The 26652-nt window shown below is 71.1% G+C and carries 26 protein-coding genes and 1 pseudogene; 7 read left to right on the forward strand and 20 right to left on the reverse strand.

What is annotated here, in order from left to right:
• Nucleotides 1-5: 5 nt before the first annotated feature.
• From BLW76_RS43950 to BLW76_RS43970, 5 genes are read right to left on the reverse strand one after another with little or no spacing between them, the layout of a single operon-like run.
• A complete protein-coding gene (locus BLW76_RS43950) occupies nucleotides 6-992 on the reverse strand; it encodes a lysylphosphatidylglycerol synthase transmembrane domain-containing protein (protein ID WP_167384929.1) in 987 nt (328 codons plus the stop codon).
• Nucleotides 989-1816, reverse strand: a complete 828-nt coding sequence (locus tag BLW76_RS43955; RefSeq protein ID WP_091318255.1) for a methyltransferase domain-containing protein — start codon at nucleotides 1814-1816, stop codon at nucleotides 989-991. The genes BLW76_RS43950 and BLW76_RS43955 overlap by 4 nt, the downstream gene beginning before the upstream one ends.
• Nucleotides 1813-2880: a glycosyltransferase family 4 protein gene (locus BLW76_RS43960; protein ID WP_091318257.1), complete on the reverse strand. Its 1068-nt coding sequence runs from the start codon at nucleotides 2878-2880 to the stop codon at nucleotides 1813-1815. The genes BLW76_RS43955 and BLW76_RS43960 overlap by 4 nt, the downstream gene beginning before the upstream one ends.
• Complete coding sequence (locus tag BLW76_RS43965) at nucleotides 2877-3275, reverse strand: 6-pyruvoyl trahydropterin synthase family protein (protein WP_091318259.1); 399 nt, start codon at nucleotides 3273-3275, stop codon at nucleotides 2877-2879. Before BLW76_RS43965 ends, BLW76_RS43960 begins: the two co-directional genes overlap by 4 nt.
• Nucleotides 3276-3306: 31 nt before the next feature.
• Nucleotides 3307-4269: a zinc-dependent alcohol dehydrogenase gene (locus BLW76_RS43970; RefSeq protein WP_091318260.1), complete on the reverse strand. Its 963-nt coding sequence runs from the start codon at nucleotides 4267-4269 to the stop codon at nucleotides 3307-3309.
• Nucleotides 4270-4336: 67 nt separating this feature from the next.
• Here BLW76_RS43970 and BLW76_RS43975 point away from each other — a divergent pair, with 67 nt between their 5' ends.
• Nucleotides 4337-5095: a CDP-alcohol phosphatidyltransferase family protein gene (locus BLW76_RS43975; protein WP_091318262.1), complete on the forward strand. Its 759-nt coding sequence runs from the start codon at nucleotides 4337-4339 to the stop codon at nucleotides 5093-5095.
• Nucleotides 5096-5568: 473 nt separating this feature from the next.
• On the opposite strand, the gene BLW76_RS43985 is transcribed toward BLW76_RS43975, so the two are convergent.
• From BLW76_RS43985 to BLW76_RS43995, 3 genes and pseudogenes are all read right to left on the reverse strand, one after another.
• Entirely contained in the window at nucleotides 5569-6525 is a 957-nt protein-coding gene (locus tag BLW76_RS43985) for a DNA polymerase domain-containing protein (RefSeq protein ID WP_091318265.1), read from the reverse strand.
• Nucleotides 6526-6556: 31 nt separating this feature from the next.
• Nucleotides 6557-7361 (reverse strand): annotated as a pseudogene (locus BLW76_RS43990) (oxygenase MpaB family protein).
• Nucleotides 7362-7392: 31 nt separating this feature from the next.
• Entirely contained in the window at nucleotides 7393-8277 is an 885-nt protein-coding gene (locus tag BLW76_RS43995; RefSeq protein WP_091318267.1) for a LysR family transcriptional regulator, read from the reverse strand.
• 70 nt (nucleotides 8278-8347) lie between these two features.
• On the opposite strand from BLW76_RS43995, the gene BLW76_RS44000 reads away from it, so the two are divergent.
• Together BLW76_RS44000 and BLW76_RS44005 are read left to right on the forward strand one after the other, a co-directional pair.
• Entirely contained in the window at nucleotides 8348-9640 is a 1293-nt protein-coding gene (locus BLW76_RS44000; RefSeq protein ID WP_091318268.1) for an FAD-binding oxidoreductase, read from the forward strand.
• A 79-nt stretch (nucleotides 9641-9719) separates the two neighbouring features.
• Complete coding sequence (locus tag BLW76_RS44005; protein WP_208613626.1) at nucleotides 9720-10880, forward strand: acyltransferase family protein; 1161 nt, start codon at nucleotides 9720-9722, stop codon at nucleotides 10878-10880.
• On the opposite strand, the gene BLW76_RS44010 is transcribed toward BLW76_RS44005, so the two are convergent.
• Nucleotides 10877-11299 (reverse strand): nitroreductase family deazaflavin-dependent oxidoreductase, encoded by a 423-nt coding sequence (locus BLW76_RS44010; RefSeq protein ID WP_091318272.1) that lies wholly within the window; start codon nucleotides 11297-11299, stop codon nucleotides 10877-10879. The genes BLW76_RS44005 and BLW76_RS44010 overlap by 4 nt on opposite strands.
• A 101-nt stretch (nucleotides 11300-11400) precedes the next feature.
• Between BLW76_RS44010 and BLW76_RS44015 the strand changes: the two genes are divergently transcribed.
• Nucleotides 11401-11865 carry a MarR family winged helix-turn-helix transcriptional regulator gene (locus tag BLW76_RS44015; protein ID WP_091318273.1) on the forward strand — a complete coding sequence of 155 codons (465 nt, stop codon included), beginning with the start codon at nucleotides 11401-11403 and terminating at the stop codon, nucleotides 11863-11865.
• Between the two features lie 5 nt (nucleotides 11866-11870).
• Here the strand turns inward: BLW76_RS44015 and BLW76_RS44020 are convergent, their stop codons facing one another.
• Genes BLW76_RS44020 through BLW76_RS44030 form a run of 3 tightly spaced genes read right to left on the reverse strand, consistent with a single transcriptional unit; the run spans nucleotide 11871 to nucleotide 13747 of the window.
• Entirely contained in the window at nucleotides 11871-12230 is a 360-nt protein-coding gene (locus BLW76_RS44020; protein WP_091318275.1) for a PLDc N-terminal domain-containing protein, read from the reverse strand.
• A gap of 37 nt (nucleotides 12231-12267) precedes the next feature.
• The gene (locus BLW76_RS44025) at nucleotides 12268-13026 is read right to left on the reverse strand and encodes a cytochrome P450 (RefSeq protein WP_244170609.1); all 759 of its coding nucleotides are present in this window, start codon (nucleotides 13024-13026) and stop codon (nucleotides 12268-12270) included.
• 43 nt (nucleotides 13027-13069) lie between these two features.
• Nucleotides 13070-13747: a GNAT family N-acetyltransferase gene (locus tag BLW76_RS44030; protein ID WP_091318277.1), complete on the reverse strand. Its 678-nt coding sequence runs from the start codon at nucleotides 13745-13747 to the stop codon at nucleotides 13070-13072.
• Nucleotides 13748-13799: 52 nt separating this feature from the next.
• Here BLW76_RS44030 and BLW76_RS44035 point away from each other — a divergent pair, with 52 nt between their 5' ends.
• Nucleotides 13800-14642, forward strand: coding sequence for a PaaX family transcriptional regulator (locus BLW76_RS44035; protein WP_091318278.1), 843 nt, complete (start codon nucleotides 13800-13802; stop codon nucleotides 14640-14642).
• On the opposite strand, the gene BLW76_RS44040 is transcribed toward BLW76_RS44035, so the two are convergent.
• Nucleotides 14629-15024 (reverse strand): RidA family protein, encoded by a 396-nt coding sequence (locus BLW76_RS44040; RefSeq protein WP_091318279.1) that lies wholly within the window; start codon nucleotides 15022-15024, stop codon nucleotides 14629-14631. The two genes, BLW76_RS44035 and BLW76_RS44040, sit on opposite strands and share 14 nt — an antisense overlap.
• 67 nt (nucleotides 15025-15091) lie before the next feature.
• On the opposite strand from BLW76_RS44040, the gene BLW76_RS44045 reads away from it, so the two are divergent.
• A complete protein-coding gene (locus BLW76_RS44045) occupies nucleotides 15092-17434 on the forward strand; it encodes a bifunctional salicylyl-CoA 5-hydroxylase/oxidoreductase (RefSeq protein WP_091318281.1) in 2343 nt (780 codons plus the stop codon).
• Nucleotides 17431-18597 (forward strand): acyl-CoA dehydrogenase family protein, encoded by a 1167-nt coding sequence (locus BLW76_RS44050; protein ID WP_091318282.1) that lies wholly within the window; start codon nucleotides 17431-17433, stop codon nucleotides 18595-18597. Before BLW76_RS44045 ends, BLW76_RS44050 begins: the two co-directional genes overlap by 4 nt.
• On the opposite strand, the gene BLW76_RS44055 is transcribed toward BLW76_RS44050, so the two are convergent.
• The 7 genes from BLW76_RS44055 to BLW76_RS44085 all read right to left on the reverse strand — a co-directional run bounded on the left by BLW76_RS44055 (nucleotide 18542) and on the right by BLW76_RS44085 (nucleotide 26549).
• Nucleotides 18542-19252 carry a DUF2306 domain-containing protein gene (locus tag BLW76_RS44055; RefSeq protein WP_091318284.1) on the reverse strand — a complete coding sequence of 237 codons (711 nt, stop codon included), beginning with the start codon at nucleotides 19250-19252 and terminating at the stop codon, nucleotides 18542-18544. The genes BLW76_RS44050 and BLW76_RS44055 overlap by 56 nt on opposite strands.
• 123 nt (nucleotides 19253-19375) lie before the next feature.
• Entirely contained in the window at nucleotides 19376-20779 is a 1404-nt protein-coding gene (locus BLW76_RS44060; RefSeq protein WP_091318286.1) for a GH1 family beta-glucosidase, read from the reverse strand.
• 24 nt (nucleotides 20780-20803) lie between these two features.
• Entirely contained in the window at nucleotides 20804-21796 is a 993-nt protein-coding gene (locus BLW76_RS44065; protein ID WP_244170610.1) for an ABC transporter ATP-binding protein, read from the reverse strand.
• Nucleotides 21793-22776 carry an ABC transporter permease gene (locus BLW76_RS44070; protein ID WP_091318289.1) on the reverse strand — a complete coding sequence of 328 codons (984 nt, stop codon included), beginning with the start codon at nucleotides 22774-22776 and terminating at the stop codon, nucleotides 21793-21795. Before BLW76_RS44070 ends, BLW76_RS44065 begins: the two co-directional genes overlap by 4 nt.
• Nucleotide 22777: 1 nt before the next feature.
• The gene (locus BLW76_RS44075) at nucleotides 22778-23758 is read right to left on the reverse strand and encodes an ABC transporter permease (RefSeq protein ID WP_091318291.1); all 981 of its coding nucleotides are present in this window, start codon (nucleotides 23756-23758) and stop codon (nucleotides 22778-22780) included.
• Nucleotides 23755-24861: an ABC transporter ATP-binding protein gene (locus tag BLW76_RS44080; protein WP_091320634.1), complete on the reverse strand. Its 1107-nt coding sequence runs from the start codon at nucleotides 24859-24861 to the stop codon at nucleotides 23755-23757. The genes BLW76_RS44075 and BLW76_RS44080 overlap by 4 nt, the downstream gene beginning before the upstream one ends.
• A 17-nt stretch (nucleotides 24862-24878) precedes the next feature.
• Complete coding sequence (locus BLW76_RS44085; RefSeq protein WP_167384930.1) at nucleotides 24879-26549, reverse strand: ABC transporter substrate-binding protein; 1671 nt, start codon at nucleotides 26547-26549, stop codon at nucleotides 24879-24881.
• Nucleotides 26550-26652 lie beyond the last annotated feature (103 nt).

A 26652-nucleotide genomic window follows, 5' to 3' on the forward strand; every position in this document is an offset into this window, starting at 1 on the left:
CCTCTCTAAACCGCGGCTTTCACGTGAGGTCGTGCGGCACTTTCACGTGAAAGTGCCGTCCGGCGCACCCCGGCGACGCTCCGGACGAGCAGGACACCGGCGCCCGGCAGGCTCGCGACCAGCGTGAGCACGCCGTAGACCACGGCGACGGTGACACCTTGGGCGGCCCCCAGACCGGCCGCGCCGAAGAGCAGGGCGCAGACGCCCTCGCGCGGGCCGAAGCCGCCGACGTTGAGGGGCAGGCCCATCGCGAGCAGCGCGAGGACCATCAGGGGCACGAGCTGCCCCACCGGCGCGTCGACCCCGGCGACGCGGGCGGCGACGACGAACAGCGCGAGGTGCCCGGCCAGGGTCGCCACCGACAGGAAGCCGACGCTCGGCCAGGTCTCCCTGGTCAGCAGGCCCAGCCGGACGTCGGCGAGGCCGGCCGCGAAGCCGCGGCGCCACTTCGACCCGCTGTGGATCCAGCGCCCGCCCAGCACGCGGCCCACGACCAGCGCGGTGACGGCGGCGAGCACGACGACCACCCCGGCCACCACGACGACCTCGCGGAACGCCCCGGGCACGACCGACGGCGACAGAAGCACCACGGCGACCGCGGACGCGATCAGCACGATCTGGCCGGCGGTGCGCTCGAGGACGACGGCCCGCACGCCGCGCGGCACGTCACCGCTGTCGCGGCCGTGCTGCACCGCGCGGTGGACGTCGCCGAGGACGCCCGCGGGCAGCACGCCGTTGAGGAACAGCGCGCGGTAGTAGTCGGTGACGGCGGTGCGCAGCGAAAGCCGCAGGCCGAGGCGGGTGGCGACGATCTGCCAGCGGCCGGCGCTGAACAGCGTCGTCGCCAGTCCGATGCCGAGCGCGGCCAGCACGCCGGTGGCGCTGATCCGGCCGAGCCCGTCGAGGAAGGCGGCGCTGCCGAGCTGCCAGACGAGGACCGCGAGGATGCCGACCGCGCCGAGGATCCGCAGCCAGGCCAGCGCGCGCTTCACGCCGCCGCCTCCAGGCTCGGCGGCAGGACCAGCAGGTCGCCGTGGTGGATCACCGCGTGCAGCTCGCCGGCGGCGGCCATCTCGAGCCGTCGCTGCAGGTAGACGTCGGCGACCGGGCGCAGCTGGGGCAGCTGCTCGACGGCGGCGCCGACCCAGCCTTCGAGCCACTGCCGCTGCAGTTCGGCCTGGTCCGGGCCGAGGCGCCAGGCGCTGTCCGCGCGGACGACCTTGGCGCCGAGCCTGCCGAACGCAGTCGCGGCGACGTCGACGGCGTTGGGCCCGAGCAGCCGTCGGCCGTCTTCGGTGACCCGCCGCTGGTGGGCGTTGAACGCGGCGGCCAGCGCGGGGTCGATCGGGTCGGCGGGCGAGAGCTCCACCTTGCCGGTGACCGAGAGCATGAACAGCGCCGCGCAGCCCGCTTCGACGACCGCCGTGGCCAGCGCGGTGATCTCGTCCCTGGTCAGCAGGTCGAGCAGCGCGGACGCGGTGACCAGCGACGTCCCGGCGAGGTCGGCGGCGCGCAGCGCGGTGATGTCGCGCTGCTCGGCGACGACGTCGACCGGGCTGCCGTCGAGCGCGGTGCCCGGCAGGCTCGCCTGCGCGTGGCTGAGCAGCTCGGTGTCGTGGTCGTGCAGGATCCAGTGCTGGGTGCCGGGCAGCCGGGCGGCCAGCCAGCGGCCGAGCGAGCCGGTGCCGCAGCCGAGATCCCGGACCACGAAGTCCGCGGGCAGGAAGTCGCGGAGCGGGTCGACGAGCTCAGTGGCGCGGGCCGCGGCGTCCGCCGGTTCGCGCAGGTAGAGCCACTCCGGTTCGAACTCGCTCATGCCGCCGCCTCCTGCCGCAGGAGAATGTCGGCGATGCGGCGGGCGGTGTCGTCCCAGCCGGTCAGCGTCTCGCGCCGCAGCTTCGCCGACGCGCGCAGCCGGCTCCGCAGGGCCGGCTCGGTGAGCCAGCGGCGCAGGGCCGCGCCGAGCGCTTCGACGTCGTCGCCGGGCACGAGCATGCCGGGCACCGAGCCGTCCGGCGCGACGCCCACCGTGTCGGGCAGCGCGTCGACGTCGGTGGTCAGCACCGGCACGCCGCGGGCGAGGGCCTCGGTGACGACCATGCCGAAGGTTTCGGCGCGCGACGGCAGCACCAGCAGGTCGGCGGTGTGGTAGGTCGCCTCGAGCGCCCGGCCGGTGCGCGGACCGGTGAGCTTGAAGCGGTCGCCGAGCCGGTGCTCGCGCAGCCGCTCGACGTACTTGGTCTCGCGGCGGATCCCGCCGACGCATTCGCAGGTCCAGCGCAGGTCCGCGACGGTCTCCAGCGCCTGGGCGAGCACGCCCTGGCCCTTGCGCGGGGTCACGTTGGCCACGCAGACCAGCCGGGACATCCCGTCGGTGCCGACGGCCAGCGGCGCCGGGTCGACGCCCGGTGTCACCGAGTGCACGCGGTGCGGGGCGAGGCCGTGGTGGTCGATCAGCCGCCGGGCGGCCCACTCGCTGGTCGCGACGACCGAGCCGACCGCCTGCAGCGTCTCCCGCTCCAGGGCGTCGAGCTCGGCGGCGAGCGCGGGCGGCAGGCCGGTCTCGTCGGCCAGCGGCAGGTGCACCAGCACCGACACCGACAGCCGCCGCGCCTGCGGGACGACGACCTCGGGCACGCCGCAGGCGACCAGGCCGTCGAGCAGGACGGCCGAGCCGGTCGGCAGCGCGGAGAGCAGGTGGCCGAGGACCGCGCGGGCCTCGGTGTCCGGCCGCGGCCAGCTGCCGGAGACGGCGATCTCGTGCACGTCGAAGCCGGCCTCGGCGAGCCTGTCGCACATCCGGCGGTCGTAGGTGTTGCCGCCACTGGGGACGGACGTGTCGTCGACGTCCCCGGGGAGGATCACGTAGAGAGAGTTCACAGTGCACGCTCGTAACTCGCCCAGGCGACGTGCGACTCGTGCAGCGAGACGGTGATCCCTTCGAGGCCGCGCGCGCCTTCGCCGAGGCGTCCGGCGTGGACGGCGTCGGCGAGCCGGTCGGCGATGACCTTCGCGAGGAACTCGGTCGAGGTGTTGACGCCCTTGAACTCCGGCTCGTCGTCGAGGTTGCGGTAGTTCAGGTCGCTCAGCACCGCCTTGAGCTCTTCCGTGGCCTTGCCGATGTCGACGACGATGTTGTCCTCGTCGAGCTCGGTGCGGCGGAAAGTCGCATCCACCACGAAGGTCGCGCCGTGCAGGCGTTGCGCGGGTCCGAAGACTTCCCCGCGGAAGCTGTGGGCGACCATCACGTGGTCACGGACGGTGATGCTGAACACCAAGACCTCCGATGCGTTCGGGTGGACGTGGTCACTGCGGCTGATACATGACACGGAGGCAGAGGGCGGAAAGTTCATTCGCCGCCAACCGGGGTAACACGGACGGAAGATCTTCAAACCTGCACTCGCCGGTGACCAGCGCTTCGAAGGCCGGATCGGCCAGCAGATCGAGCGCGACGGCGAGGCGCTGGGTGTAGCTGCGGTCCGGCCGCGCGACCGTCCCGACCTGGCTGCTGCGGATCACCAGCCGGCGCGAGTGGAAGTTCTCGCCGAGCGGGACGCTGATCCGGCGGTCGCCGTACCAGGACAGCTCGACCACCTCGCCTTCCGGCGCGAGCAGCTCCAGTGCTTTGGCGAGGCCCGCTTCGCTGGCACTCGCGTGCACGACCAGGTCACAGTCGCCGAGGGCTTCGTCCGGAGTCGAGAAGTCGACGCCGAGCGCGGCGGCGATGTTCGCTTTGGCCGGATCGACGTCGACGAGCTGGACGCGGGCCGCCGGGAAGCCACTGAGGAGCTTGGCGACGCTCGCGCCGACCATCCCGGCGCCGATGACGGCGATCCGGTCGCCGAGCCGCGGCCGGGCGTCCCACACGGCGTTCACCGCGGTCTCGACGGTGCCGGCGAGGATCGCGCGTCCGGGCGGGACGGCGTCCGGCACCGGCGTCACCGCGCTCGCCGGGACGACGTACGCGGTCTGGTGCGGGTAGAGGCAGAAGACCGTCCTGCCCTCGAGGTGCGCGGGGCCTTGTTCGACGACGCCGACGTTGAGGTACCCGTACTTGACCGGTCCGGGGAACTCGCCTTCCTGGAAGGGGGCGCGCATGACGTCGTGCTGGCTCGCCGGGACCCCGCCGCGGAAGACGAGGGTTTCGGTGCCCCGGCTCACCCCGGAACACAGCGTCCGGACGAGCACGTCGTCCGGCCCCGGCGCGGGCAGCCGCTCCTCGCGCAGCTGTCCCGAGCCGGGACTTTGAACCCAGAAAGCCTGTTCCACGTGTTTCTCCTCAGCGGGCGACCGGAGGCTGGTGTCGCCACCCTATGAGCAATTCGCGGAGTCGACGATGATCAAACAGGACCTTCTCCTGCGTGCGGTGGTGCCGGCGCCGGTGCTCGCCGCGGGGGTCTTCGCGGGCGGTTTCCCGCTGCTCGCCTGGGCGACCGGAGTCGTCTACGTGCTCGCGCTGGTGCTGCTCACCGAGTGGGGCCTGCGCCGCACCGGCCGCGGCACCTTCGGGCCGGCGGACTGGATCACGTTCGCCCGCGCGCTCCTCGTCGGCTGCGCGGCGGCCCTGATCGCGTCCGGCGGCTTTTCCCTGAGCTGGCTGGTCGGCCTGGTCGGCGTGGCCCTGTTGCTCGACGGCCTCGACGGCCAGGTGGCCCGCCGCACCGGGACGGCGTCGGAGTTCGGCGCGCGCTTCGACATGGAGGTCGACGCGTTCCTGATCCTGTTGCTGTGCATCCAGGTGTCCCGGACGCTCGGGCTGTGGGTGCTGGCGATCGGGCTCATGCGGTACGTGTTCGTCGCCGCCTCGTGGACGATGCCCTGGCTGACCGCGCCGCTGTACCCGAGCATGGCGCGCAAGACGGTCGCGGCCGTGCAGGGCGTGGTCCTGGTGGTCGCGGTCTCGGCACTGCTGCCGTTTTCGGTGACGTTCGCGGCGGTCGCGCTCGCGCTGGCGTCACTGGTGTGGTCGTTCGGCCGGGACGTCGTGTGGCTGGCCCGCCACCGCGTCGAGCACCCGCCGGCCGCGCGGATCGTCGCGATCACCCGCGCCACCCTGCGCCGCCCCCTCGGCTACGGCCACAACCAGGCCGCCTGACCACCCCGCCCGCCTCGCCCCGAGCGCCCCAATGTGGCGTTCGGTGCATCCAACGCACCCAATGTGGCGTTCGGTGCATCCAACGCACCCAAAGTGGCGTTCGGTGCATCCAACGCACCCAAGTGGCGTTCGGTGCATCCAACGCACCCAAAGTGGCGTTCGGTGCATCCAACGCACCCAAAGTGGCGTTCGGTGCATCCAACGCACCCAAAGTGGCGTTCGGTGCATCCAACGCACCCAAAGTGGCGTTCGGTGCATCCAACGCACCCAAAGTGGCGTTCGGTGCATCCAACGCACCCAAAGTGGCGTTCGGTGCATCCAACGCACCCAAAGTGGCGTTCGGTGCATCCAACGCACCCAAAGTGGCGTTCGGTGCATCCAACGCACCCAAAGTGGCGTTCGGTGCATCCAACGCACCCAATGTGGCGTTCGGTGCGTCCAACGCAACCAACGCCACATTGGGGCGCTTGGGGCTAGCCCGACTCGCGGGCCGCGCGGGCCCGGCGCTTGCCCTCGTGCATCGCGGCCACGCGGGCGATCGGGATCGTGTGGCCCTCCTCGACCAGGTCCGCCGGCAGCACGAACGGCTCCGGCATCTCCGCCGTCCACGGGTCGCCGTCGCCCAGCAGGCCCGGGACCGTGTGGACGGTGAAGTCGGCCGGCTTGACGTCGTCGACGTCGGCCCAGCGGACCGGGAACGACACCGGTGCGCCCGGGCGGTGACGCGGGCTGAACACCGAGACGACCGTCCCGCCGCCGGCCCGCGTCGAATCGAGGAACACCTTGCCTTCGCGGCGCTCGAGCACGAACTCCGTCGTGCCCAGGTCCGGGTCGATCCGCTCGGCACGGGCCGCGACCGCGCGGGTGGCCGCCGCGATGTCCTCCGTGGACTGTCCCGGCGCGAGCGGCACGAAGACGTGGACGCCCTTCGAGCCGCTGGTCTTCACCGCGCCGTCGAGGCCGTCCTTGCGCAACGCCTCCCGCACCAGCTTCGCGGCGCCCACGGCCAGCGAGAACGGCGCGTCCGCGGGCGGGTCGAGGTCGAGGATCAGGTGCGTCGGCCCGTTCGCGGGCTCACCGCGGAACAACGTCGTGTGGTACTCGATCGCGCGCTGGTTGCCGAACCAGATCAGCGTCCGGAGGTCGTTGCAGAGCGCGTAGGTGACTTCGCGCCGCGAACGGTCCGCCCACAGCGCCCGGCGCTCCACCCACTCCGGCGTGTACTTCGGCAGGTTCTTCTGCATGAACGGCCCCTGGCCGCGCAGCACGCGCACGACGCTCAGCAGCCGGTCGTGCAGCTCGGGCAGCATCCGGCCGGACACCGCTTCGAGGTAGTCGAGCATCTCCCGCTTCGTGACCCCGGCGTCGGGGAAGAACTCCTGGTCGAGACTGCTCAGCTTGACGCCGTGCCGTTCTTCATCGCCGCTCATGAGCCAACCCTCGCGCCCCCGCGGGAGGCGGTCAACTCCCAACGAGCGGACGTCCGGTCCGCAGCCGCCACCGGAGATCCTGGAGGCAGAGGTTGAACGGGAACCGCCGCACCGGCCCGGGCAGGACGCGGACGACAGTGCCCAACGCGGCGAGGAGCGCGTCGAAGCGGCGCTGGTCGGCGGCGGTCCACGGCAGCCGCATCTCGTCGCGGAAGCGCTGCGGGAGGAACCCGGTGGTGACGAACCGGTGGAACCGCCGTCCGGGCAGGGCCAGGACCGGCGGCAGGAACTCCAGGTCGACGATCCGGGTGAGGTAGCGGCGGACGTCGTCGTCGATGCGCACCTCGGCCAGCCCGTCCGCCCAGTACGCCGCGAAGGCCGCCCGGTCCGCGGGCCACATCTCGGGCCGCACCTGCAGCGTGGTGCCGAGCGCCGCGGCTTCGGCGTAGAACCGCTCCGGCTCCCCGCCGGTGAACGCGAGGTAGACGTCTTCGAAGCCCTTGTACAGGCAGGCCGCGACCCACAGCTGCAGGCCGGTGTCGAAGGCGTCGTAGGCGACCGGGCTGGCCCGCGGTCGAGTGCACCTGCGCGTGGGCCCGGTTGACACCCTTGCGGTAGGCGGCGCGCTCGGCGTCGGTGCCCATCGTCGCGACCGCGAGGTAGGTCAGCGTGGTCCGGGTCCGCTTGACCGGGTGACGGAAGAGGTTGCCGCTGTCGACCCGGCTCTCCAGCACGCCGTGCCCGACCGGCGCGCGGGCCAGCTGCATGATCACGTTCGCGCTGCCCGCCAGCAGCCCGGCGCCGATGACGGCGTCGCGAAGGGCGTTCTCGGTCATCATCCGAGGGAACGCCGTTGTTGACGACCTGTCAAGAGTGTTGGGCCGCCCGGGCGAACGCGATCAACGCCCGCGCGGCCGGGCTCAGCGGCCCCTCCGTCCGCCACGCCAGCGCCAGCATCCCCCGCAACCCCGGCCCGCGGAGCCCGACGACGTGCAGCTCCGCCTGGTGGTACCGGGCCAGCGACGCCGGCACGATCGCCACCCCGAGCCCGCGCACGGCCAGCTGCACCAGGAAGTTCGGGTCGGCCGCCTCGAACGCGATCCGCGGCGTCAGGCCCGCCCGCGCGAAGGCCGCGTCCAACGCCGTCCGCAGGCCCGTCCCCCGGGGCAGGGACATCAGCGGCAGGCCGTCGAGGTCGGGGATCTCGACCTCCTCGCGGCCGGCGAGCTGGCCACCCGGCGCGGTGATGGCCAGGAACGGCTCCTCGAGCAGCACCTGCGTCGCGATGCCGGGCGGCGGGGCCGTCGAGATGCCGACGACGGCGAGGTCGAGCCGTCCTTCGCGCAGGGCCGCCAGCATGGTGTCGGAGTCGGCCTCCGAGAGCGTGATCTCGACCGCGGGGTACCGCTCGTGGAAGCCGGCCAGCAGGTCGGGCAGGCCGACCGGCCCCACCGACGTCACCATGCCGATCGCGACCTGGCCGCGGACGAGCCCGGCGAGCTCGTCGACGGCTTCGCGCACGCCCTGCACCGCCGCGAGCGCGGCCCGGGCGTGCGGCAGGGCCGCGGCGCCGACGTCGGTGAGCCGGACCGTGCGGCCGGAGCGGTCGAGCAGTTCCTGCCCGAGCTCGCGTTCCAGGCGTTTGACCTGCGCGCTCACCCCGGGCTGGGCGACGTGCAGCCGCTCGGCCGCGCGCGTGAAGTTGCCTTCCTCCGCGACGGCGACGAAGTATGCGAGCTGGTGCAGTTCCATAAGCGTTGATTCTAGCCAGCAGACAAACCAGATCTTGGACTTCTGACCGAGCCCGTTCGAAGCTGAAGGCATGAACCTCCTCCACCCCGGCCAGGACGGGTACACCGAAGAAGTCGCCGGATTCCAGACGTCGGTGCCGACCGCACCCGCGGTCGTCGTCGCCGCCGAGAGCGCCGAGGACGTCGTCGCCGCGGTGCGCTACGCCGCCGAGCACCGGCTGAGCGTCGCGGTCCAGGCCACCGGGCACGGCCTGACCGCGGGCACCGACGGTGTCCTGATCAGCACCCGCCGGATGACCGGCGTCGAGATCGACGCCGCCGCCCGCACGGCTCGCGTCGAGGCGGGCACCCGGTGGGAAGCCGTGCTCGAAGCCGCCGGGAAGCACGGGCTGGCGCCGCTCAGCGGCTCGTCGCCGGACGTCGGCGTCGTCGGCTACACGCTCAGCGGCGGGTTCGGGCTGCTGGGCCGCCGGTACGGCCGCGCCGCCGACCACGTCCGCGCCCTCGACGTCGTGACCGCCGACGGCGAGCTCCGGCGCGTCGAGCCGGGCTCGGACCTGTTCTGGGCGCTGCGCGGCGGGCGCGACGGCTTCGGCGTCGTGACGGCGATCGAGTTCGGCCTCCTGCCGGTCAGCGAGCTCTACGGCGGCAGCCTCACCTTCGACGGCGCCGACGTGCCCGCGGTCCTGCGGGCCTGGCGGACGTGGTCGGCGGCCGCGCCGGACACGCTGACGACGTCACTGGCGATGATCCGGTTCCCCGACCTGCCGATGGTGCCGGAGCCGATGCGCGGCCGGCACGTGGCCCAGGTCCGGATCGCCTACCTCGGCGAGGACGGCGACGACGCTGTCGCGCCGCTGCGGGCCGTCGCCCCGGCACTGGCGGACACCCTGCGGCGGCTGCCGTTCACCGAATCCGGGTCGATCGCGGCCGAGCCGCGCCAGCCGCACGGCTACCACGGCACCAACGCGGCCGTCTCCCAGCTGAACGACGCCATGCTCGACGCGATCGTCGAGCACGCCGGCCCGGGCGCGGCCACGCCGCCGGTGCTCATCATCGACCGGCTGGGCGGCGCGCTCGCCCGGACGCCGGAGACGCCGGGCGTGGGCTGGGACTCCTCGGCCGAGTTCGTCGTCCGCGCGTTGTCGGTGGTCGGCGAAGACGGCGTCGCGGCGATCCGGCGCGCGCACGCGAAGCTGTTCGACGCGCTGGCGCCGTGGTCGACCGGCCGGCTGCTGCCCTTCGTCTACGGCGAGCACCCGGCGGAAGAGGTCGCCCAGAGCGTGTTTCCGGCCGCCGACCTGCGGCGGCTTCGGGAGCTGAAGCGCCGGTACGACGCGGGGAACGTCTTCCGGGCGGGATGAGGCGGCGAAAAGGCCCGGAATCGGGAGCCATATACTCGGCCGGCCTGATCACACTGATAGGGGAACCGTCTTGCGCACGATGAGCCACGAGGACTACCTCGGCATGCGGCGGTTCCCCGGGCTCGACGGCCTGCGGGCGCTCGCCGCGACGATGGTCATCTTCTTCCACTTCGGCGGGCCGAACTGGACGTGGCTTTCGGGCTGGGTCGGCGTCTACCTCTTCTTCGTGCTGTCCGGGTTCCTGATCACGACGCTGCTGCTGCGCGAGCAGGACCGCACCCACCGGATCTCGCTGTCGAACTTCTACATCCGGCGCGTGTTCCGGATCCTGCCGCCGTACCTGGTGATCCTCGGCGGGATCGTCGCGTTCGTCATCCTGCGCGGCGAGTTCTACTCGCGCGACTTCCCGCAGGCGCTGAAGTACTACCTGACGTTCTTGAACGAGTTCCTGCCGGCGGCCACCACCGGCACGGACAACTTCTTCAGCGGCTCGTGGACGCTCGGCATCGAGGAGAAGTTCTACCTGGTCTGGCCGTTCCTGCTGGTCGCGATCGGGATCGGCGCGGCGAAGCGCAAGTTCCTGCTGGTCGGCGCGTCGATGGTGGCGCTGCTGGCGCTGGTCCCGCTGACCACCGGCGGCTTCGTGCTCGAGTACTCGCAGACGGCGATCTACCGCTCGACGATCCACTACTTCATCCTGGCGGGCGGCTGCCTGCTGGCGATCCTGCTGCACTACCGCCGCGGGTACGCGCTGCTGAAGCCGTTGACGCACCCGCTGGCGGCGATCCCGATCGTCGGGGCGTTCGCGGTGCTGCACACGAACTTCGACGACCTCTGGCACGAGACCCGCAACAACCTGTGGCTGCTGGTCGCGTACGCGGCGATGACGATGCTCCTGCTGATCGTGCTGGTGAGCCCGGGCCCGCTGCGGTGGCTGCTGAGCACGGCCCCGATGCGGTTCGTCGGCGAGCGCTCCTACTCGCTGTACCTGCTGCAGGGGCCGGTGCACTTCGCCGTGGTGCAGGCGGTGCCGGGGCTCGCGCCGCACCGGACGGTCTCGGCGCTGACGGTGTTCATCGTCGGGCTGGCGATCGCGGACCTGATCCACCGCTGGGTCGAGAAGCCGCTGATCGACGTCGGCAAGCGGCTGATCGCCCGCAAGGAAGCCCGGCGCGCGGCGCGGCAGGAGGAGGAGCGTCCCGCCGAAACGCGCGCCGAGCCCGCGCCGGTCGGTTCCTAGCGCTCCAGGACCACGATCGGGATGACCCGGTCGGTCTTCTTCTCGTAGTCCGCGAAGCCCTCGGCGTGCGCCACCATGCCCGCGTACAGGCGGTCGCGCTCGGCGCGGTCGGCGATCACCGTGGCCGTGGCCTCGAACTTCTCGGTGCCGACCTCGACCGTGACCTTCGGGTTGGCGACCAGGTTGTGGTACCAGGCCGGGTTCTTCGGCGCGCCGCCCATGGACGCCGCGACGACGTAACGGTCGCCGTCCTTGGTGTAGACGAGCGGGGACAGGCGCTCTTCGCCGCTCTTCGCGCCGATCGTCGTGAGCAAGAGCACGTTCTTGCCCTCGAAGTAGTTGCCGACCTTGCCCCCGTTGGCCCGGAACTCCGCGACGACCTGCGCGTTGAAGTCGTTCATCTCGGCTGGCGTGGTCATGGGATCCCCTGTTTCTGCCCGGTACGCTCGACCGGGCGCGAGTAGGCTCGAACGAGCGGAATGTTTGCTTTGCAAACAAAGCTACCGACGGGAGGTGAGCGGTGTCAACGGAGGCCGGACCGAGTGTCGAAGACGGCGTTCGGCAGCTCTTGCTGCTCATGCCCCGGCTGGTCGGCCGCGCGAAGCGCACGCCGGTGCCGGCCGAGCTGGACGGCTGCGCGCTGGCCCCCCGCCACCTCTCGCTGCTGTCGTACCTGCTCTTCGACGGCCCGATGACGGTCACCGAGCTGGCTACCCGCCTCCAGGTGGCCCCGACGACGGCGAGCCTGATGGTCGGCGACCTCAGCCGCCAGGGCGTGCTGAACCGCGACGAGGACCCGGCCGACCGCCGTCGCACGATAGTCAGCATCGCCGAAGACAAGCGCCCGGCCGTCGACGCCTGGCTCGCCCGCGGCGCGAAGGCCTGGAGCGACGCCCTGACCCCGCTGACCCCGGCCGAGCGCCGGCTGGTGATCACGACACTGGAAGCCTACGAACGCGGCACCTGCGACGGCCCGGCCTGCTGACGGCGTTATTCGTCGCCGCGCTTTTCGCGGGCCAGCTTGCGCTGGGCTTCCGCGCGCTCCCGGCACTTGCGGAGGAATTCCTCGTCGTCCTCCGGGCTCGTTGCCGCGAACCGGCCCGGGCGGTCGTATTCCGGGAACGCCGACGCCTCGCGCTCGTACGGCCCGCGTGCCCGGGTCACGTGCTCCGGCCGCCCCGCCACCAGCCAGATGATCGAGCCCACCAGCGGCACGACGAGCACGAGCAGCAGCCACAGCCCCTTCGGCAGGTTGCGACACGATGACTCGTCCGTGGTGATCACGTCGACCAGGCAGAAGATCCACAACCCGAGCGTGACGATGCCGAGCAGGCCGTTGAAGTACAGCAATTCCCCACCTTCCCCCAAGGAATGAACGCGGTAAGTCTTAGCAGAACCCGCCGGCAGTTTCGCCGCGGGTCACCCGCAGCGCCGCGGGCATCCGGAGATTCGGCGACGGAAGCCAGGAGATTTCCGTTTCCGTCAGGCGGAAACCACGCAACGCCGCCAGAGCGCCGGCGGCGAGGGCGAGCGCGTGCCGCGACCCCGGGCAGGCGCGCGGCCCGGCCCCGAACGGCGTCCCGGCGAGGGACACCGTCACGTCGGCGCCGCCGACCCGGCGGCGCGTGGCGAGCACCGGCTGCTCGGCGGGTTCTCCGGTCAGCGAGGCCAAAAGCCCGTTGCCGATGAGTCCCGCGGTGGCGTCGCAGGCCTGGACGAGCAGGCCGATCCGCGCCGCCGCGAGTTCGGCCGGCCCGCCGCACACCGCGAGCAGCCGCGTCAACGCCGCTTCGGCCGCCGCATCCGGTGTCACGTGCGGGTGGTACGCCGCCGCGACTCCGGCGACGTCGGCCGAGACGTCCGGCAGGCCCAGCACCTCGGCGAGCACCCCGACCGGCACCGGCCGCGCGATTTCGGCCATCACGTCGACGACGTCGAGTTCGGCCATGATCCGGCTAGTCCGCGAGAAAGCCTGAAACTGCAACGAATCCGCGTCGACCGAAGCCAGCAGATCCACCGCGAGCGCGCGTCGCCGGACGTGGTCGGCACCGTTGCTGAAGCGGGCCACGGACGCCCGCAACCAGGCGATGCTCCCGACCGGGACATCGGCGGGCACGGGCGGAACAGGAGCGGAAAGCGCAGTCATACCGCGAAGTTAGCCACGGAAAACGTCGGCGGGGACCGAAGTGTCAGAGCACCGAAGACACCGGAAACCACGTGGCCTGCGGACCACCGCACTGCGCCGGCCGCGGGACGTCGTGCTGGAACCACCACGCCTCGGTGACGCGGCCGTCCGGCAGCCGGTACGTCGGCGGGCCGGCGACGCGGACGAGCCCGGCGGCCGCCAGCGACCGCGCGCTGGCGATGTTGCCGACCTCCGCGCCGGCCCGCACCCGCGCCAGGCCGAGGTGGTCGTGCGCCAGCGTCAGCCCGGCCGCGAAGAGCACCCGCCCGTGGCCGCGGCCGCGGTAGGACGGCGCGAGGTAGCCGCCGGTCTCCGGGCCGCCGTCCTCGCCGGTGTGCACGCTCACCAGGCCGACGCAGCGGTTGGCCTCGACGTCGATCATCACCAGGTCGACGGACTGCGGATCGGGTGACGCCCAGTCCGGCCCGGTGCCGGGCACGACCCGCAGCGCGTCGGCCCGCGCCGGCTCGGCGACGATCGAGTCGCGCTGCCAGCCCAGCCACCGCTGCGCGGCCGGATCACTGCCCCCGGCGACGGCGGCGGCGTACTCCCACGCGGTCGGGGTGCGGAAGAGGAAGCGCCCGCTGCGCAGCACGTGGCCCTGCCGGTCGCAGGTCCGCTTGGTCATCAGGCGGCCGCGGCGGGTGAGCCGGTCGAAGATCCCCTTGGTGGCTGGCAGCATCGCGGCGAAATCGTAGCGGAGCGATCCGGGCGGGAGTTGCTATCGTGGCGCGATGACGGCCGTACCCGAGGCAACCGAACTGGACGGCTCCGGCCGATCCGCCCAGCCTCGCCAGCTCATCGTGACGGTGTACGGCCTCTACTCGCGCACCGAAGGGGGCTGGCTCTCGGTCGCGTCGCTGATCGACCTGCTCGCCGCCGTCGGCGTCGACGAGCCCGCCGTGCGCTCGTCGATCTCCCGCCTGAAGCGGCGCGGCATCCTCGAGGCGGTGCGCCGCGACGCGACGGCGGGCTACGAGCTGTCCGCCGAAGCGCGCGAAATCCTGCGCGAAGGCGACGAGCGGATCTTCCGCCGCGAGCGCGCGACCCCGGCCGACGGCTGGCTGCTGGCGGTGTTCTCGGTGCCCGAGACCGAACGCCACAAGCGCCACCTCCTGCGCACCCAGCTGGCCCGGATGGGCTTCGGCACCGCGGCGTCCGGCGTCTGGATCGCCCCGGCCCACCTGCACGCGGCGACCGAGGAAGCGCTCACCCGGCTCGGCCTGGCCGGCTACGCCGACCTGTTCCGCGCCGACCACCTGTCCTTCGGCGACGTCGCCACGAAGGTCCGCGACTGGTGGGACCTCGACCGCCTGGACGAGCTGTACACGACATTCCTCGACGAGCACGGCCCCGCACTGCACCGGAAGTCCGTGACCGAAGAACAGGCCTTCGCCGACTACGTCCACGTCCTCACCGGCTGGCGGCGGATGCCCTACCTCGACCCGGGACTGCCGGCGGAGTTCCTGCCCGCGGGCTGGTCGGGAATCCGCGCGGCCGAGCTGTTCTTCCAGCTGCACGCCCAGCTGGAGACACCGGCCAGGGCGTACGTGGCAAAGTCGATCAACCTCGGCTGAGCACCGCAAAGCCCTGCACCTCGACCAGCGCCTCCTCGTCCCACAGCCGGGCCACGCCGATGCCCGCCATGGCCGGGTACTCCGTGCCCGCGAGCCGCTTCCAGACTCGGCCGATCTCGCGTGCGTGAGCGCGGTAGTCGTCCATGTCGACGATGTAGATCGTCACGCTGCACAGGTCCGACGGTGTCCCGCCCGCCGCGCGCAGCGACGCCAGCAGGTTGCCGAGCGCGCGCTCGAACTGCGCCACGACGCCGTCGCCGACGATCCGGTTCGACGCGTCCAGTGCGGTCTGCCCCGCGAGGAAGACCACGCGGCCCTCGGCCACCACCGCGTGCGAGAACCCGGACGGCTTGCCCAGCTCCGGCGGGTTGATGCGTTCCATGCGGGACACCGTACGCCATCTTTCGCGTTATTGACGGTCGTAGTAGTCACGACATACCCTGGACGGCGTGCGTATCGCGGTCATCGGTGGCGGCCCGGCGGGTCTGTACTTCGCCGCGCTCGCGAAGCAGCTCGGTCCCGGCCACGAAATCACCGTCTGGGAACGCAACGCGCCGGACGACACCTTCGGCTTCGGCGTCGTGTTCTCCGACGAGACGCTCGGCGGCATCGAACACGCCGACGCGGCCGTCCACGAGGCCATGAAGGCCGAGTTCGCCCGCTGGGACGACATCGACGTCCACTACCGCGGCACCGTCACCACCTCGGGCGGCCACGGCTTCGCCGCGATGAGCCGCAAGCGCCTGCTCGGCATCCTGCAGAGCCGCTGCGGCGAGCTCGGCGTCGGCCTGCACTTCCGCGAGGAAGCGCCCACCGACCTCGGCGGCTACGACCTCGTCATCGCCGCCGACGGCGTCAACTCCGCGATGCGCGCGCGGTACGCCGAGACGTTCCGGCCGAGCGTCGAGACCCGCCGGTGCCGGTACATCTGGCTGGGCACGGACCTCGTGTTCGACGCCTTCAAGTTCTACGTCCTCGAAACACCGGCCGGGATCATGCAGATCCACGGCTACCCGTACGGCCGCGAGGGCAGCACGTTCATCCTCGAGGTCGCCGAGGACGTCTGGCAGCGGACGTTCGGCCCCATCGCGGCGACGTCACTGAAGCCCGGCGAGAGCGACGAGAAGTCGATCGCGCTGATCCGCGAGCTGTGCGCCGACGTCCTCGACGGCCACCAGGTGATGGCGAACAACTCGAAGTGGGTCTCGTTCGGGACGGTCCGCTGCGAAACCTGGGTGCACGAGAACGTCGTCCTCCTCGGCGACGCGGCGCACACCGCGCACTTCTCGATCGGCTCCGGCACGAAGCTGGCGATGGAGGACGCGCTCGCGCTGGCCGCCTGCCTGCACGAAAACGACGGCGTCGCCGAGGCGCTCAAGGCCTACGAGCTCGAACGCCGGCCGGTCGTCACGTCGACGCAGCGCGCCGCGCAGGCCAGCCTGGAGTGGTTCGAGAACATCGCCCAGTACGCCCACCAGGAGCCGCCGCAGTTCGCGTTCAACATCCTCACGCGCAGCCGTCGCGTCACCTACGACAACCTGCGCCTGCGCGACCCCGAGTTCGCCGCCGAGCTCGACCACTGGTTCGCGCGCAAGCTCGGGACGACGTCGCGGCCGCCGATGTTCCAGCCCTTCACGCTCGGCGCACTGGAACTGCCGAACCGGATCATCGTGTCCCCCATGGACATGTACTCGGCGGAAGACGGTGTGCCCGGCGACTTCCACCTGGTGCACCTGGGCAGCAAGGCGCTCGGCGGCGCCGGGCTGGTGATGACGGAGATGGTCTGCGTCTCCCCCGAAGGCCGGATCACCCCGGGCTGCGGCGGGCTCTACACGCCGGAGCAGGAAGCGGCGTGGAAGCGGGTCGTCGACTTCGTGCACGCGCAGACACCGGCGCGGATCGGTGTCCAATTGGGACACTCCGGGCGCAAGGGCTCGACGAAGCTCATGTGGGACGGCATCGACGAGCCGCTCCCGTCCGGCAACTGGGAGATCTGCGCTCCTTCGCCACTGCCCTATTCGGACCGGAACCAGGTCCCGCGTGAACTGTCCACTTCGGAGCTTTCGGAAATCCGTGACCAGTTCGTCGCGTGCGCGGAAGCCGCCGCGCGCGCCGGGTTCGACGTCCTCGAACTGCACTGCGCGCACGGCTACCTGCTGTCGTCCTTCCTCTCGCCGCTGACCAACCGGCGCACGGATGCCTACGGCGGCTCACTCGAGAACCGGCTGCGCTTCCCGCTGGAGGTCTTCGACGCGGTCCGGGAAGCATGGCCCGCCGAGCGGCCGATGACGGTCCGAATCTCGGCGACCGACTGGTGCGAGGGCGGCATCGACGCCGACGACGCCGTCGAGATCGCGCGGGCGTTCGCCGCACACGGCGCCGCGGGCATCGACGTCTCGACCGGTCAGGTCGTCAGCGAGGAGCGTCCGCAGTACGGCCGCAGCTACCAGACGCCGTACGCCGACCGGATCCGCAACGAAATCGGCGAGGAGTACGGGATCGCGGTGATCGCGGTCGGCGCGATTTCGTCCTACGACGACGTCAATTCGCTGATCCTCGCCGGCCGCGCGGACCTCTGCGCACTGGGCCGCACCCATCTATATGATCCACAGTGGACGCTGCACGCGGCGGCCGAACAGGGGTACCCGATGGCGTGGCCGAAGCCGTTCGCGGCGGGCAGCCGCAAGCCGCAGACGGGCCGCTCCGACGGGCCGGAGCCGCGGCTCGACCTCGTCCGGTCCGGGCCCACCGGCACCGCCCACGCCCGCTGGCGACCGGGAGCTTCCGCATGACTTTCACCTTGACACCCGAGCAGCACGCGTTCGCCGCCGAGGTGCGGCAGCTGGCGACCGAGCAGCTGCTCCCGCTCGCCGAGTCCGGAGTGGAGGGTGCGGTCAACCGGCCGCTGCTCAAGGCAATGGGCTCGCTCGGCCTGCTCGCGCGGCTCTTCCCCGGCGTCGCTTCGGGTACGCCGTCGCGGCAGGCAGCCGCGACGGACCTGTGCATCCTGCGCGAGAACCTCGCCACCGTGAGCACGGAGGCCGAAACCGCGTTGGCCTTGCAGGGCCTGGGAAGTTACCCGATCCTTCAGTCCGGAAAGGACGAACAGGTCGCGAAGTGGCTGCCCGCGGTGGCGGCCGGCGACGCCGTGGCGGCGTTCGCGCTCACCGAGCCGGACGCGGGTTCCGACGCGGCCGCGCTGTCCCTGGCGGCGGAACCGGACGGCGACGGCTGGCGGCTGACCGGCGAGAAGATGTGGATCTCGAACGCGCCGGAAGCCGACTTCTACACGGTGTTCGCGCGCACGACACCGGACGCGGGAGCGCGCGGGGTGAGCGCGTTCGTCGTCCCCGCCGACCGGCCGGGCCTGGGCGGCGAGCACCTCGACCTGGTCAGCCCGCACCCGATCGGCACGGTGACGTTCGACGGCGTGCCCGTGCTGCGCGAGGAGCTGCTCGGCGAGGAGAACCGCGGCTTCGCCGTGGCGATGCGGACCCTGGACCTGTTCCGCCCGAGCGTCGGCGCGTTCGCCGTCGGCATGGCCCAGGCGGCGCTGGACGCCACGGTCACCCACACGGGTTCGCGCGAGGCCTTCGGCGGCCCGTTGATCAAGCAGCAGGCGGTGGCGCACACGCTGGCCGAGATGGCCACGCGCACGGAAGCCGCCCGGCTCCTGGTCTACGCGGCGGCGGGCGCGTACGACGCGGGCGAGCCGAACCTCGGCGGCCGGGCGGCGATGGCGAAGCTGTTCGCCACGGAGGCGGCGCAGTTCGTCGTCGACTCGGCGGTCCAGCTCCACGGTGCCCGCGCGCTGCGGCGCGGGCACCTGCTGGAACACCTGTACCGGGAGGTCCGGGCGCCCCGGATCTACGAAGGGGCGTCGGAGATCCAGCGGACGATCATCGCGCGGTGGCTGGCTTCCGCGCGGGCCGCCGCTCCAGGATCAGCTGGCTGACGATCACCGCGAACGCCAGCCCGCCCCACGCGGAGATGGCACCGACGCTCTGGCTGTACGCCAGCTCGCTGCCGCCGAAGGTGGTCGGGATCTGCGGCTCCAGGACAACCATCGCGATCGGCGAGATCACCCGGTTGACGATGATCGAAAACGTCAGCGTCACGCTGCGTATCATCCACTTGCGGTGGTCACCGAAGCGCCGCTCGCGCACCGCCCGCCAGCCGGCGATGGTGCAGCCGATCCACAGCACCGCGGCGAGCACATCGCTGACCCGGGTCACCGGGCCGAACGGGCTCTGCGCCCCGATCGTCAGCGCCATCAGCCCGGACGGCAGCACACCGGCGAAGACGTACGCGCGGCCGACGTTGCGGTGGATGACCGGGTGCGTCCGCCGCAGCCACGGCCAGATCTGCAGGACAGCACCGCCCATGGCGACCGAGCCGAAGACGACGTGCCCGACGAGGAACCAGTAGTGCGCCGGGAAGCCGTCGGGCTGCGGCACCCGCGACTGCGCGGGGTCGAGCGCCAGGTAGGGGGGCAGCGAGAAGGACAGGAAGGCGAGGACGAGCAGGGCCAGCGGACCGATCCACGGACGCTGCCACCAGGACTTTCGCGTCGCCTGAGGTACGGGCCGGGCCGCAGTTCGGACTGCCATGATTCCCCTCCGTCGTCGGGATCCGTCCCATCCGACGTTAGGGGTTGACGAGCGGCGCGAACCATGGTGCGCACCACCGCCGCGGGGGTGGGGCGTGCCCCACCCCCGATCAGGTGATCTTCCTCAGCTGCCGCGGACCCGCCGCACCGTGTCGCGGTAGAAGTACCCGCTCTGCTTGATCGTCCGCTCCTGCGTCTCGTAGTCCACCCGGATCAGCCCGAACCGCTTCGCGTACCCGTACGCCCACTCGAAGTTGTCCAAAAGGGACCACGCGAAGTACCCCCGCACGTCCGCACCCGCCTGGCGGGCCGCCGCCACCGCCGCGATGTGCGAGGCCAAGTACGCCGTGCGGCCGTCGTCGCGGACGAAGCCCGATGGGTCCGGGTCGTCGTCGAAGGCCGAGCCGTTCTCCGTGATGTACATCGGCAAGCCCGGGTAGTCGCGGCCCAGGCGCGTCAGCAGCTCGGTGAACTTGCCCGGCAGGATCTCCCAGCCCATCGCCGTCGTCGGTTCGCCGAACGGGATCACCCGGGACGCCGGGACGCCGTCCGCGTCCACCGCGGACCCCGAATCGTCCACTCCGGAAAACTGCTGGCCGAAGTAGTAGTTGACGCCGAGGAAGTCCAGCGGGGTCGAGATTACCGACAGGTCGCCGTCCTGGACCGGGAGCCGCACGCCCCGCGAAGCCAGGTCCTCCACGACGTCCGTCGGGTATCGGCCGTGGACCAGCGGGTCCAGGTAGATGCGAACGCCGAGGCCGTCCGCCTGGCGGGCCGCGCGGACGTCCTCCGGCGAGTCCGTCGCCGGGTCGGCCGTGCACATGTTGAGCGTGATGCCGAACTGCGTGTCCGCCGGTGCCGCCTCGCGCATCCGCTGGGTCGCCAGCCCGTGGCCCAGCAGCAGGTGGTGCACCGCGTGCAACCCGGCCGCGTAGTCACGGCGGCCCGGCGCCATCACGCCGTGGACGTACCCGTGCATCGCCGAGCACCACGGCTCGTTCAGCGTCGTCCAGTGGCGGACCCGGTCGGAAAGCCGGTCGAACACCAGCATCGCGTAGTCGGCGAACCGGTACGCCGTGTCGCGCGCCGGCCAGCCGCCCGCGTCCTCCAGCTCCTGCGGGAGGTCCCAGTGGTACAGCGTCAGCCACGGCGTGATGCCGCGGCTCAGCGTCTCGTCGACGAGCCGGTCGTAGAACCCGATGCCCGCCTCGTTGACGCCGCCGCGGCCGCGCGGCTGGACCCGGGGCCACGCCACCGAAAACCGGTAGGTGTCCGCCCCGAGCGAGCGCACCAGCTCGATGTCCGACGGCATCCGGTGGTAGTGGTCGCAGGCGATGTCACCGTTGTCGTTGTTGTCGATCGCCCACGGCTCGCGGCAGAAAGTGTCCCAGATGGACGGAGTGCGGCCGTCCTCCGCGACCGCGCCTTCGATCTGGTACGCGGCGGTCGCCACGCCCCAGCGGAAGTCCGGCGGCAGGGTGTCGATCAGTGCCTGCTGCTCGGCGGTCGCGGTGGTGGTGTCGGTCAAGGCGGCTCTCCTCCAGAGGTACGGTCAGGAAGTGGCGACGGGGTGCAGCCAGCACGCCACTTCGCGCGCCGGGTCGCCCGGTGTTCCCAGCAGCGGCACGCGGTCGGGGCACGGCTCGAAGGCCTTCGGGCACCGCGGGTGGAACGCGCAGCCGGACGGCATGCCCCGCGTGTCCGGCGGCGATCCGGGGATCCCGGCCAGCTCGCGCCGCGGCCCCCGCAGCGCGGGGAACGAGTTCAGCAGGCCGTGGCTGTAGGGGTGCAGCGCGTCCCGGTAGAGGTCCGCCGCCGGCGCCTGCTCGACGATCCGGCCGCCGTACATGATCGCGATCCGGTCCGAGAACTCCACCAGCAGCGAAAGGTCGTGCGTGATGAACAGGACCGAGAACCCCAGCCGTTCCCGCAGTTCCACGAGCTGGCCGAGGATCTGCCGCTGCATGACGACGTCGAGCGCGGTGGTCGGCTCGTCCATGATGACGATCCGCGGCTCGAGCGCGAGCGCCATCGCGATCATCACGCGCTGCCGCATCCCGCCGGACAGCTGGTGCGGGTACGCCTCCAGCCGGTCGGCCGAGATGCCGACGAGCTTGAGCAGGTCACGGGCCCGCGCGACCCGGCCGGCGCGGGTCGTCCCCGGTTCGTGCGCCTTGATGACGTCGACGAGCTGCGTGACGACCTTGTGCACCGGGTTCAGCGAGTTCATCGCGCCCTGGAACACAATGGACGTTTCGGCCCACCGGAAGTCACGGAGCTGCTTGTCGGTCAACCGCAGCACGTCGTACGGTTCGCCGTCCGCGGGGTGGTAGATCACCTCGCCGCCGCGGATGACGCCCGGCGGCGCGAGCAGCCGCGTCAGCCCGTAGGCCAAAGTGGACTTGCCGCTGCCGCTTTCCCCGGCGAGGCCGAGGACTTCGCCGCGGCGCAGCGTCAGGTGGACGTCCCGGACCGCGCGCACGGCCTCGTCGCCGACGCCGTAGTCGACGTCCAGGCCCTTGATCTCCAGCACCGGGTCCATCATGGCTTTTCCTCTCGCCCGAGCACGGGCGTGAAGCCCACCCGCATGCGGTGCGTCCGCCCGTCGGCGCCCTTCACGCGCGCCTTGCCGCTGCCGCGCAGCCGCGGGCTGACGAACTCGTCGATGCCGAAGTTCAGCAGGGACAACGCCGTGCCGAGGACGGCGATCGCCAGCCCGGCCGGTACGAACCACCACCACGCGCCCTGGGCCAGTGCCTGCTGGCTCTGCGCCCAGAACAGGATGGTGCCCCAGTTCCAGTTGGACAGTCCCGAGACGCCGACGAAGGCCAGGGTGATCTCCGACATCACGGCGAAGATCACCGTGCCGACGAAGCTGGAGGCGATCACCGCGGTCAGGTTCGGCAAGATCTCGAAGAAGATGATCCGCCACGTCGACTCGCCGGTCGCCCGGGCCGCTTCGACGTACTCCCGGCCGCGCAACGACAACGTCTGCGCTCGCAGGACTCGCGCGCCCCACGCCCACGACGTGAACCCGATAATCACCGCCACCAGGATGTCGCCGCCGGTGGGCACCGCGCTGCCGATGATGATGATCAGCGGCAGCGCCGGGATCACCAGGAACACATTGGACAGTGCGGACAGGCCTTCGCCGGGGGTACCACCGAGGTACCCGGACGTTACCCCGACGATGACCGCGAGGATCGTCGCCACGATCCCGGCCGCCAGCCCGACCAGCATGACGCTGCGCGTGCCGACCACGACCTGGCTGAAGATGTCCTGGCCAAGGTGGGTGGTGCCGAACCAGTGCCGCGCCGACGGCCCTTCCAGCAGGTCGCTGCTGCGCGCCGACGGGTCGTACGGCGCGATCCAGTCCCCGATCACCGCGATCACCAGGAAGAACGCGATGACGGCGACGCCGGTGACGGTCTTCCCGCCGGTCAGGAACCGGAAGCGGCGCCGGCGCGCGACCGCCTCGAGCGGGAGGGCTTGGGCGACCTTGACGTCCGCCGCGGGTACGGCCATGTCAGCCCTCCTTCCGGGTGCGCGGGTCGAGTGCCAGGTAGGCGACGTCGGCGAGCAGGTTCGCCGCCAGCACCGACAGCGTGATGATGAGGAAGATGCCCTGCATCAGCGGGTAGTCCTGCGAGCCGACGGCCTGGAACAGCTGGTAGCCGACGCCGGGGTAGGAGAAGACGATCTCCACCAGCAGCGTCCCGCCGACGATGAACCCGAGCGCGAGCGCGAAGCCGGACACGCTGGGCAGCAGCGCGTTGCGGGCGGCGTACCCGACCATCACCCGGCGCTCCGGCAGGCCCTTGGCGTGCGCGACGGTCACGTAGTCCTCCGACGCGACGGTCACCATCATGTTGCGCATGCCCAGGATCCAGCTGCCCATCGAGCTGATCAGGATGGTCAGCGCCGGCAGCAGGCTGTGCTGGATCGCGCTGCCGATGAACGCCGGGTCCCAGCCGGGCACGGTGCCCGGGTCGTAGCCGCCGGACGACGGGAAGAAGCTGCCCGGGCCGGCCAGCAGCGTCAGCGCGATCAGGCCGAGCCAGAAGTACGGGATCGACGAGAGGAACGTCGTCACCGGCAGCAGGCCGTCGACCCACGAGCCGCGTTTCCAGCCGGCGACCACGCCGAGCCCGGTGCCGATCGCGAAGCCGATGACCGTGGTGATGCCGACCAGGATGATCGTCCACGGCAGGCTGTCGGTGAGCAGGTCGGACACCGGCGTCGGGAAGAACGTGAACGAGATCCCGAGGTCGCCGCGGAAGAGCTGGCCCCAGTAGTCGAAGTACTGGGAGATCAGGCTTTCGTTCTTGTCCAGTCCGAACAGGACATACAGCGACTGGATCGCGTCCGCGCTGATCATGCCCTGGTTCTTCGCGATCAGCGACTGCACCGGGTCGCCCGGGATCATCCGCGGGATGAAGAAGTTGATGGTGACGGCGGCCCACGCGGTGAAGACGTAGAAAACCAGCCGTTGCAGCAGGTACCTCATCGGGCGGCCCCGTCGTACAGCCAGCAGGCGGCCCAGTGGCCGGGTGCGTCGCCGACGTCGAACCGCGGCGGCAGCTCGGTCTCGCACCGTTCCATCGCAACCGGACACCGCGGATGAAACCGGCACCCGGACGGCGGATCAATCAAACTCGGCGGCTCTCCACCGGCCTCCGCCCTGGGCACTTTCACGTGAAAGTGCCCATCGTCCACAGCCGGGTCGGGCACTTTCACGTGAAAGTGCCCTTCTTGGGTGGGCGGGAGGAGGTGGTCGGGGTCGGGGGCGGAGTCGATGAGCAGCCGGGTGTACGGGTGCGCAGGCCGCTGCGTGATGGTCTCGCTGTCACCGCCTTCGACCATCCGGCCCGCGTACATCACCATCGTCTCGTCGGCGAAGTAGCGCGCGGACGCGATGTCGTGCGTGATGTAGAGGATCGCCAAGTGCATGCGTTCCTTCAGTTCCCGCAACAGGTTCAGCACGCCGAGCCGGATCGAGACGTCCAGCATGGACACCGGCTCGTCGGCCAGCAGGGCCTCCGGGTCGGCGCCGAGCGCCCGCGCGATCGCGACGCGCTGGCGCTGCCCGCCGGACAGCTCGTGCGGGAACTTGTCGACGTACCGCTCGGGCGGTGTCAGCTGGACGCGCGAGAGCAGCTCGTGCAGCGCCTGCTCGAGGTCGTCACCGGCCCGGCCGTGGATCTTCAGCGCCCGGGTCAGGTGGTAACGCACGGTGTGGACCGGGTTCAGCGACGCGAACGGGTCCTGGAAGATCATCTGCACCCGGCGGGCATAAGCGCGGAACGCCTTGCCGTGCTTGACGTTCACCGTGTCGCCGTGCAGCCGGATGTCACCGCCGGTACGGGCGTGGAGACCCGCGAGCAGCCGCGCCACCGTCGACTTGCCCGAACCGGACTCGCCGACCAACGCTGTGACGCGGCCGCGCCGGAGCGTCAGATTCACGTCGTCGACGGCCTGGATGCTGCGGCGTGCCCGGCCACGCCGCCGGACCGGGAAGTGTTTGGTGAGGCCCGCGGCTTCGAGGACCACGGGGAGGTCCCCCTCCGACCCGACGGCGACGGGGTCGGAGGGGGACTGCTCGGTCGTCACGGCTGAGTCCGCCATCGTCAGACCGCGGGCCTGAGGTGCAGGACGATGTCGAGCGCGTTGCGCAGCGTCGGCTGGGCCGGGGCGTACGGGTTGGCGTCGTCGGGCCAGCCGACCCAGTTCTTCGTGCTGTACTCGCCGCCGGAGTTGGCCGCCGACGTGGGGATCATCGGCTGCTGCTCGATCATGATCCGCTGCAGCGTCGCCATGGCGGCGGTGCGGGCGGCGTCGTCCTCGGCGTTCGCGTAGGTCTCCAGGGCCTTGGTCGCCTCGTCGTTCTTGTACCGGCCGTAGTTGCCGTTGATGCCGCCCTGGCCGGTCGGCTTGTAGCGGTTGCCGTCCATGACGTCGCGGTACATGTCGTACGGCGTCGCCCCGTCGTTGGTCCAGTGCATCAGGCCTTCGAAGTCACCGGTGTCGACCGACTTCATCCAGGCGTCCTGGTTCATCTTCTCGACCGTGGCGGTGATGCCGATCTGCGCCAGGTTGTCCTTGATGATCTCCAGGTCGGTGACGTAGTCCGACCAGCCGGACGGGACGGTGAGCTTGATGGTGACCGGCTTGCCGCTCGGGTCGCTCAGCTTGTCGCCGGTGAACTGGTAGCCCGCGCCGGTCAGCAGCGACTTCGCGCCCGGAACGTCGAGCTGGACCGACTGGCCCTTGTACTGCGGCGCGATGAACGGGTCGCCCGCAGGCGTCGGGATGCCGGTGACCTGGTCGTTCTTCGGGTAGAAGTAGCCGGCCTCGCCCTGGTTGAAGATGTCGTCGCGGTTGATCACCTTGTTGATCGCCTGGCGCAGCTTCGGGTCGTTCCACGGCGCCTTTTCGGTGTTGAACCACAGGCCGTGGATGGCCAGCTGCGCGGGGAACCACAGCTTGTAGTGCTGCGGGTCCTTGCTGGTGTAGACGGCCTTGTAGTTCGGGATGAACACGAAGCTCCACTCGGAAGCCCCGTTGACCAGCGCGTTCACCTGCGCGTTGTTGTCGGTGTAGGAGGTGTAGCGGATCTCCTTGACCTTCGGCGCTTCCTGCCAGTAGCCGCCGTCGCGCCGGGTGACGATCATCGTCTGCGGGGTCGCCGACTTGAGCGTGTACGGGCCGGTGCCGATCGGGTTCTTCACCAGGTCGAGCGCCGGGTCCTTGATGCCCTGCCAGACGTGCTTCGGCACCACGAGGGTCTGCAGGATCTTGACCTGGTTGACGAACTGGGAGGTGTCGAAGCCCAGCGTCACCTGGTTGCCGGCCGGGGTGATGTCCTTGTACGGCACGGCGTCGACGTTCAGCGCCTTGTTGTCCCGCAGCAGCTGGAACGTGTAGGCGACGTCTTCGGCGGTCATCGCCTGGCCGTCGGAGAACTTCACGCCGTCACGGACGGTGAGGACCAGCTTCTTGTAGTTGTCCGACCAGTCCCACTTCGTCGCCAGCCACGGCTTCCCCGGCTCCTGCGGCTTGACGCGGTTGAGCATGACGAGGGGCTCGTAGATCATCCACCGGTAGCCCATGTTGGACAGGGCGGAGGTCTCCAGGAACGGGTTGTTGTTCTCCGCCTGCGGGCCGTCCGGCTTGCCGACGTTGAGCACGGCGTCCGGGTTGCCCTGGGCGGCGGTGGAGCTCCCGCCCGAGCAGGCGGTGAGCCCGCTCAAGGCTGTCACGGCTATCAGCGCTGCGGCGATGGAGCGCTTGACTCGCATCGGTTCCTCCTGGTCATCGACGACTTGCGTGCTGTCGACTGGTAGCGAGCCCCGACCGCCGGCGACCGAACGACGTCCGCAGTCAACCCGGGTGACTCGGGTC

Origin of the sequence: Amycolatopsis tolypomycina, assembly GCF_900105945.1 — a bacterium.
Lineage (GTDB): Bacteria > Actinomycetota > Actinomycetes > Mycobacteriales > Pseudonocardiaceae > Amycolatopsis > Amycolatopsis tolypomycina.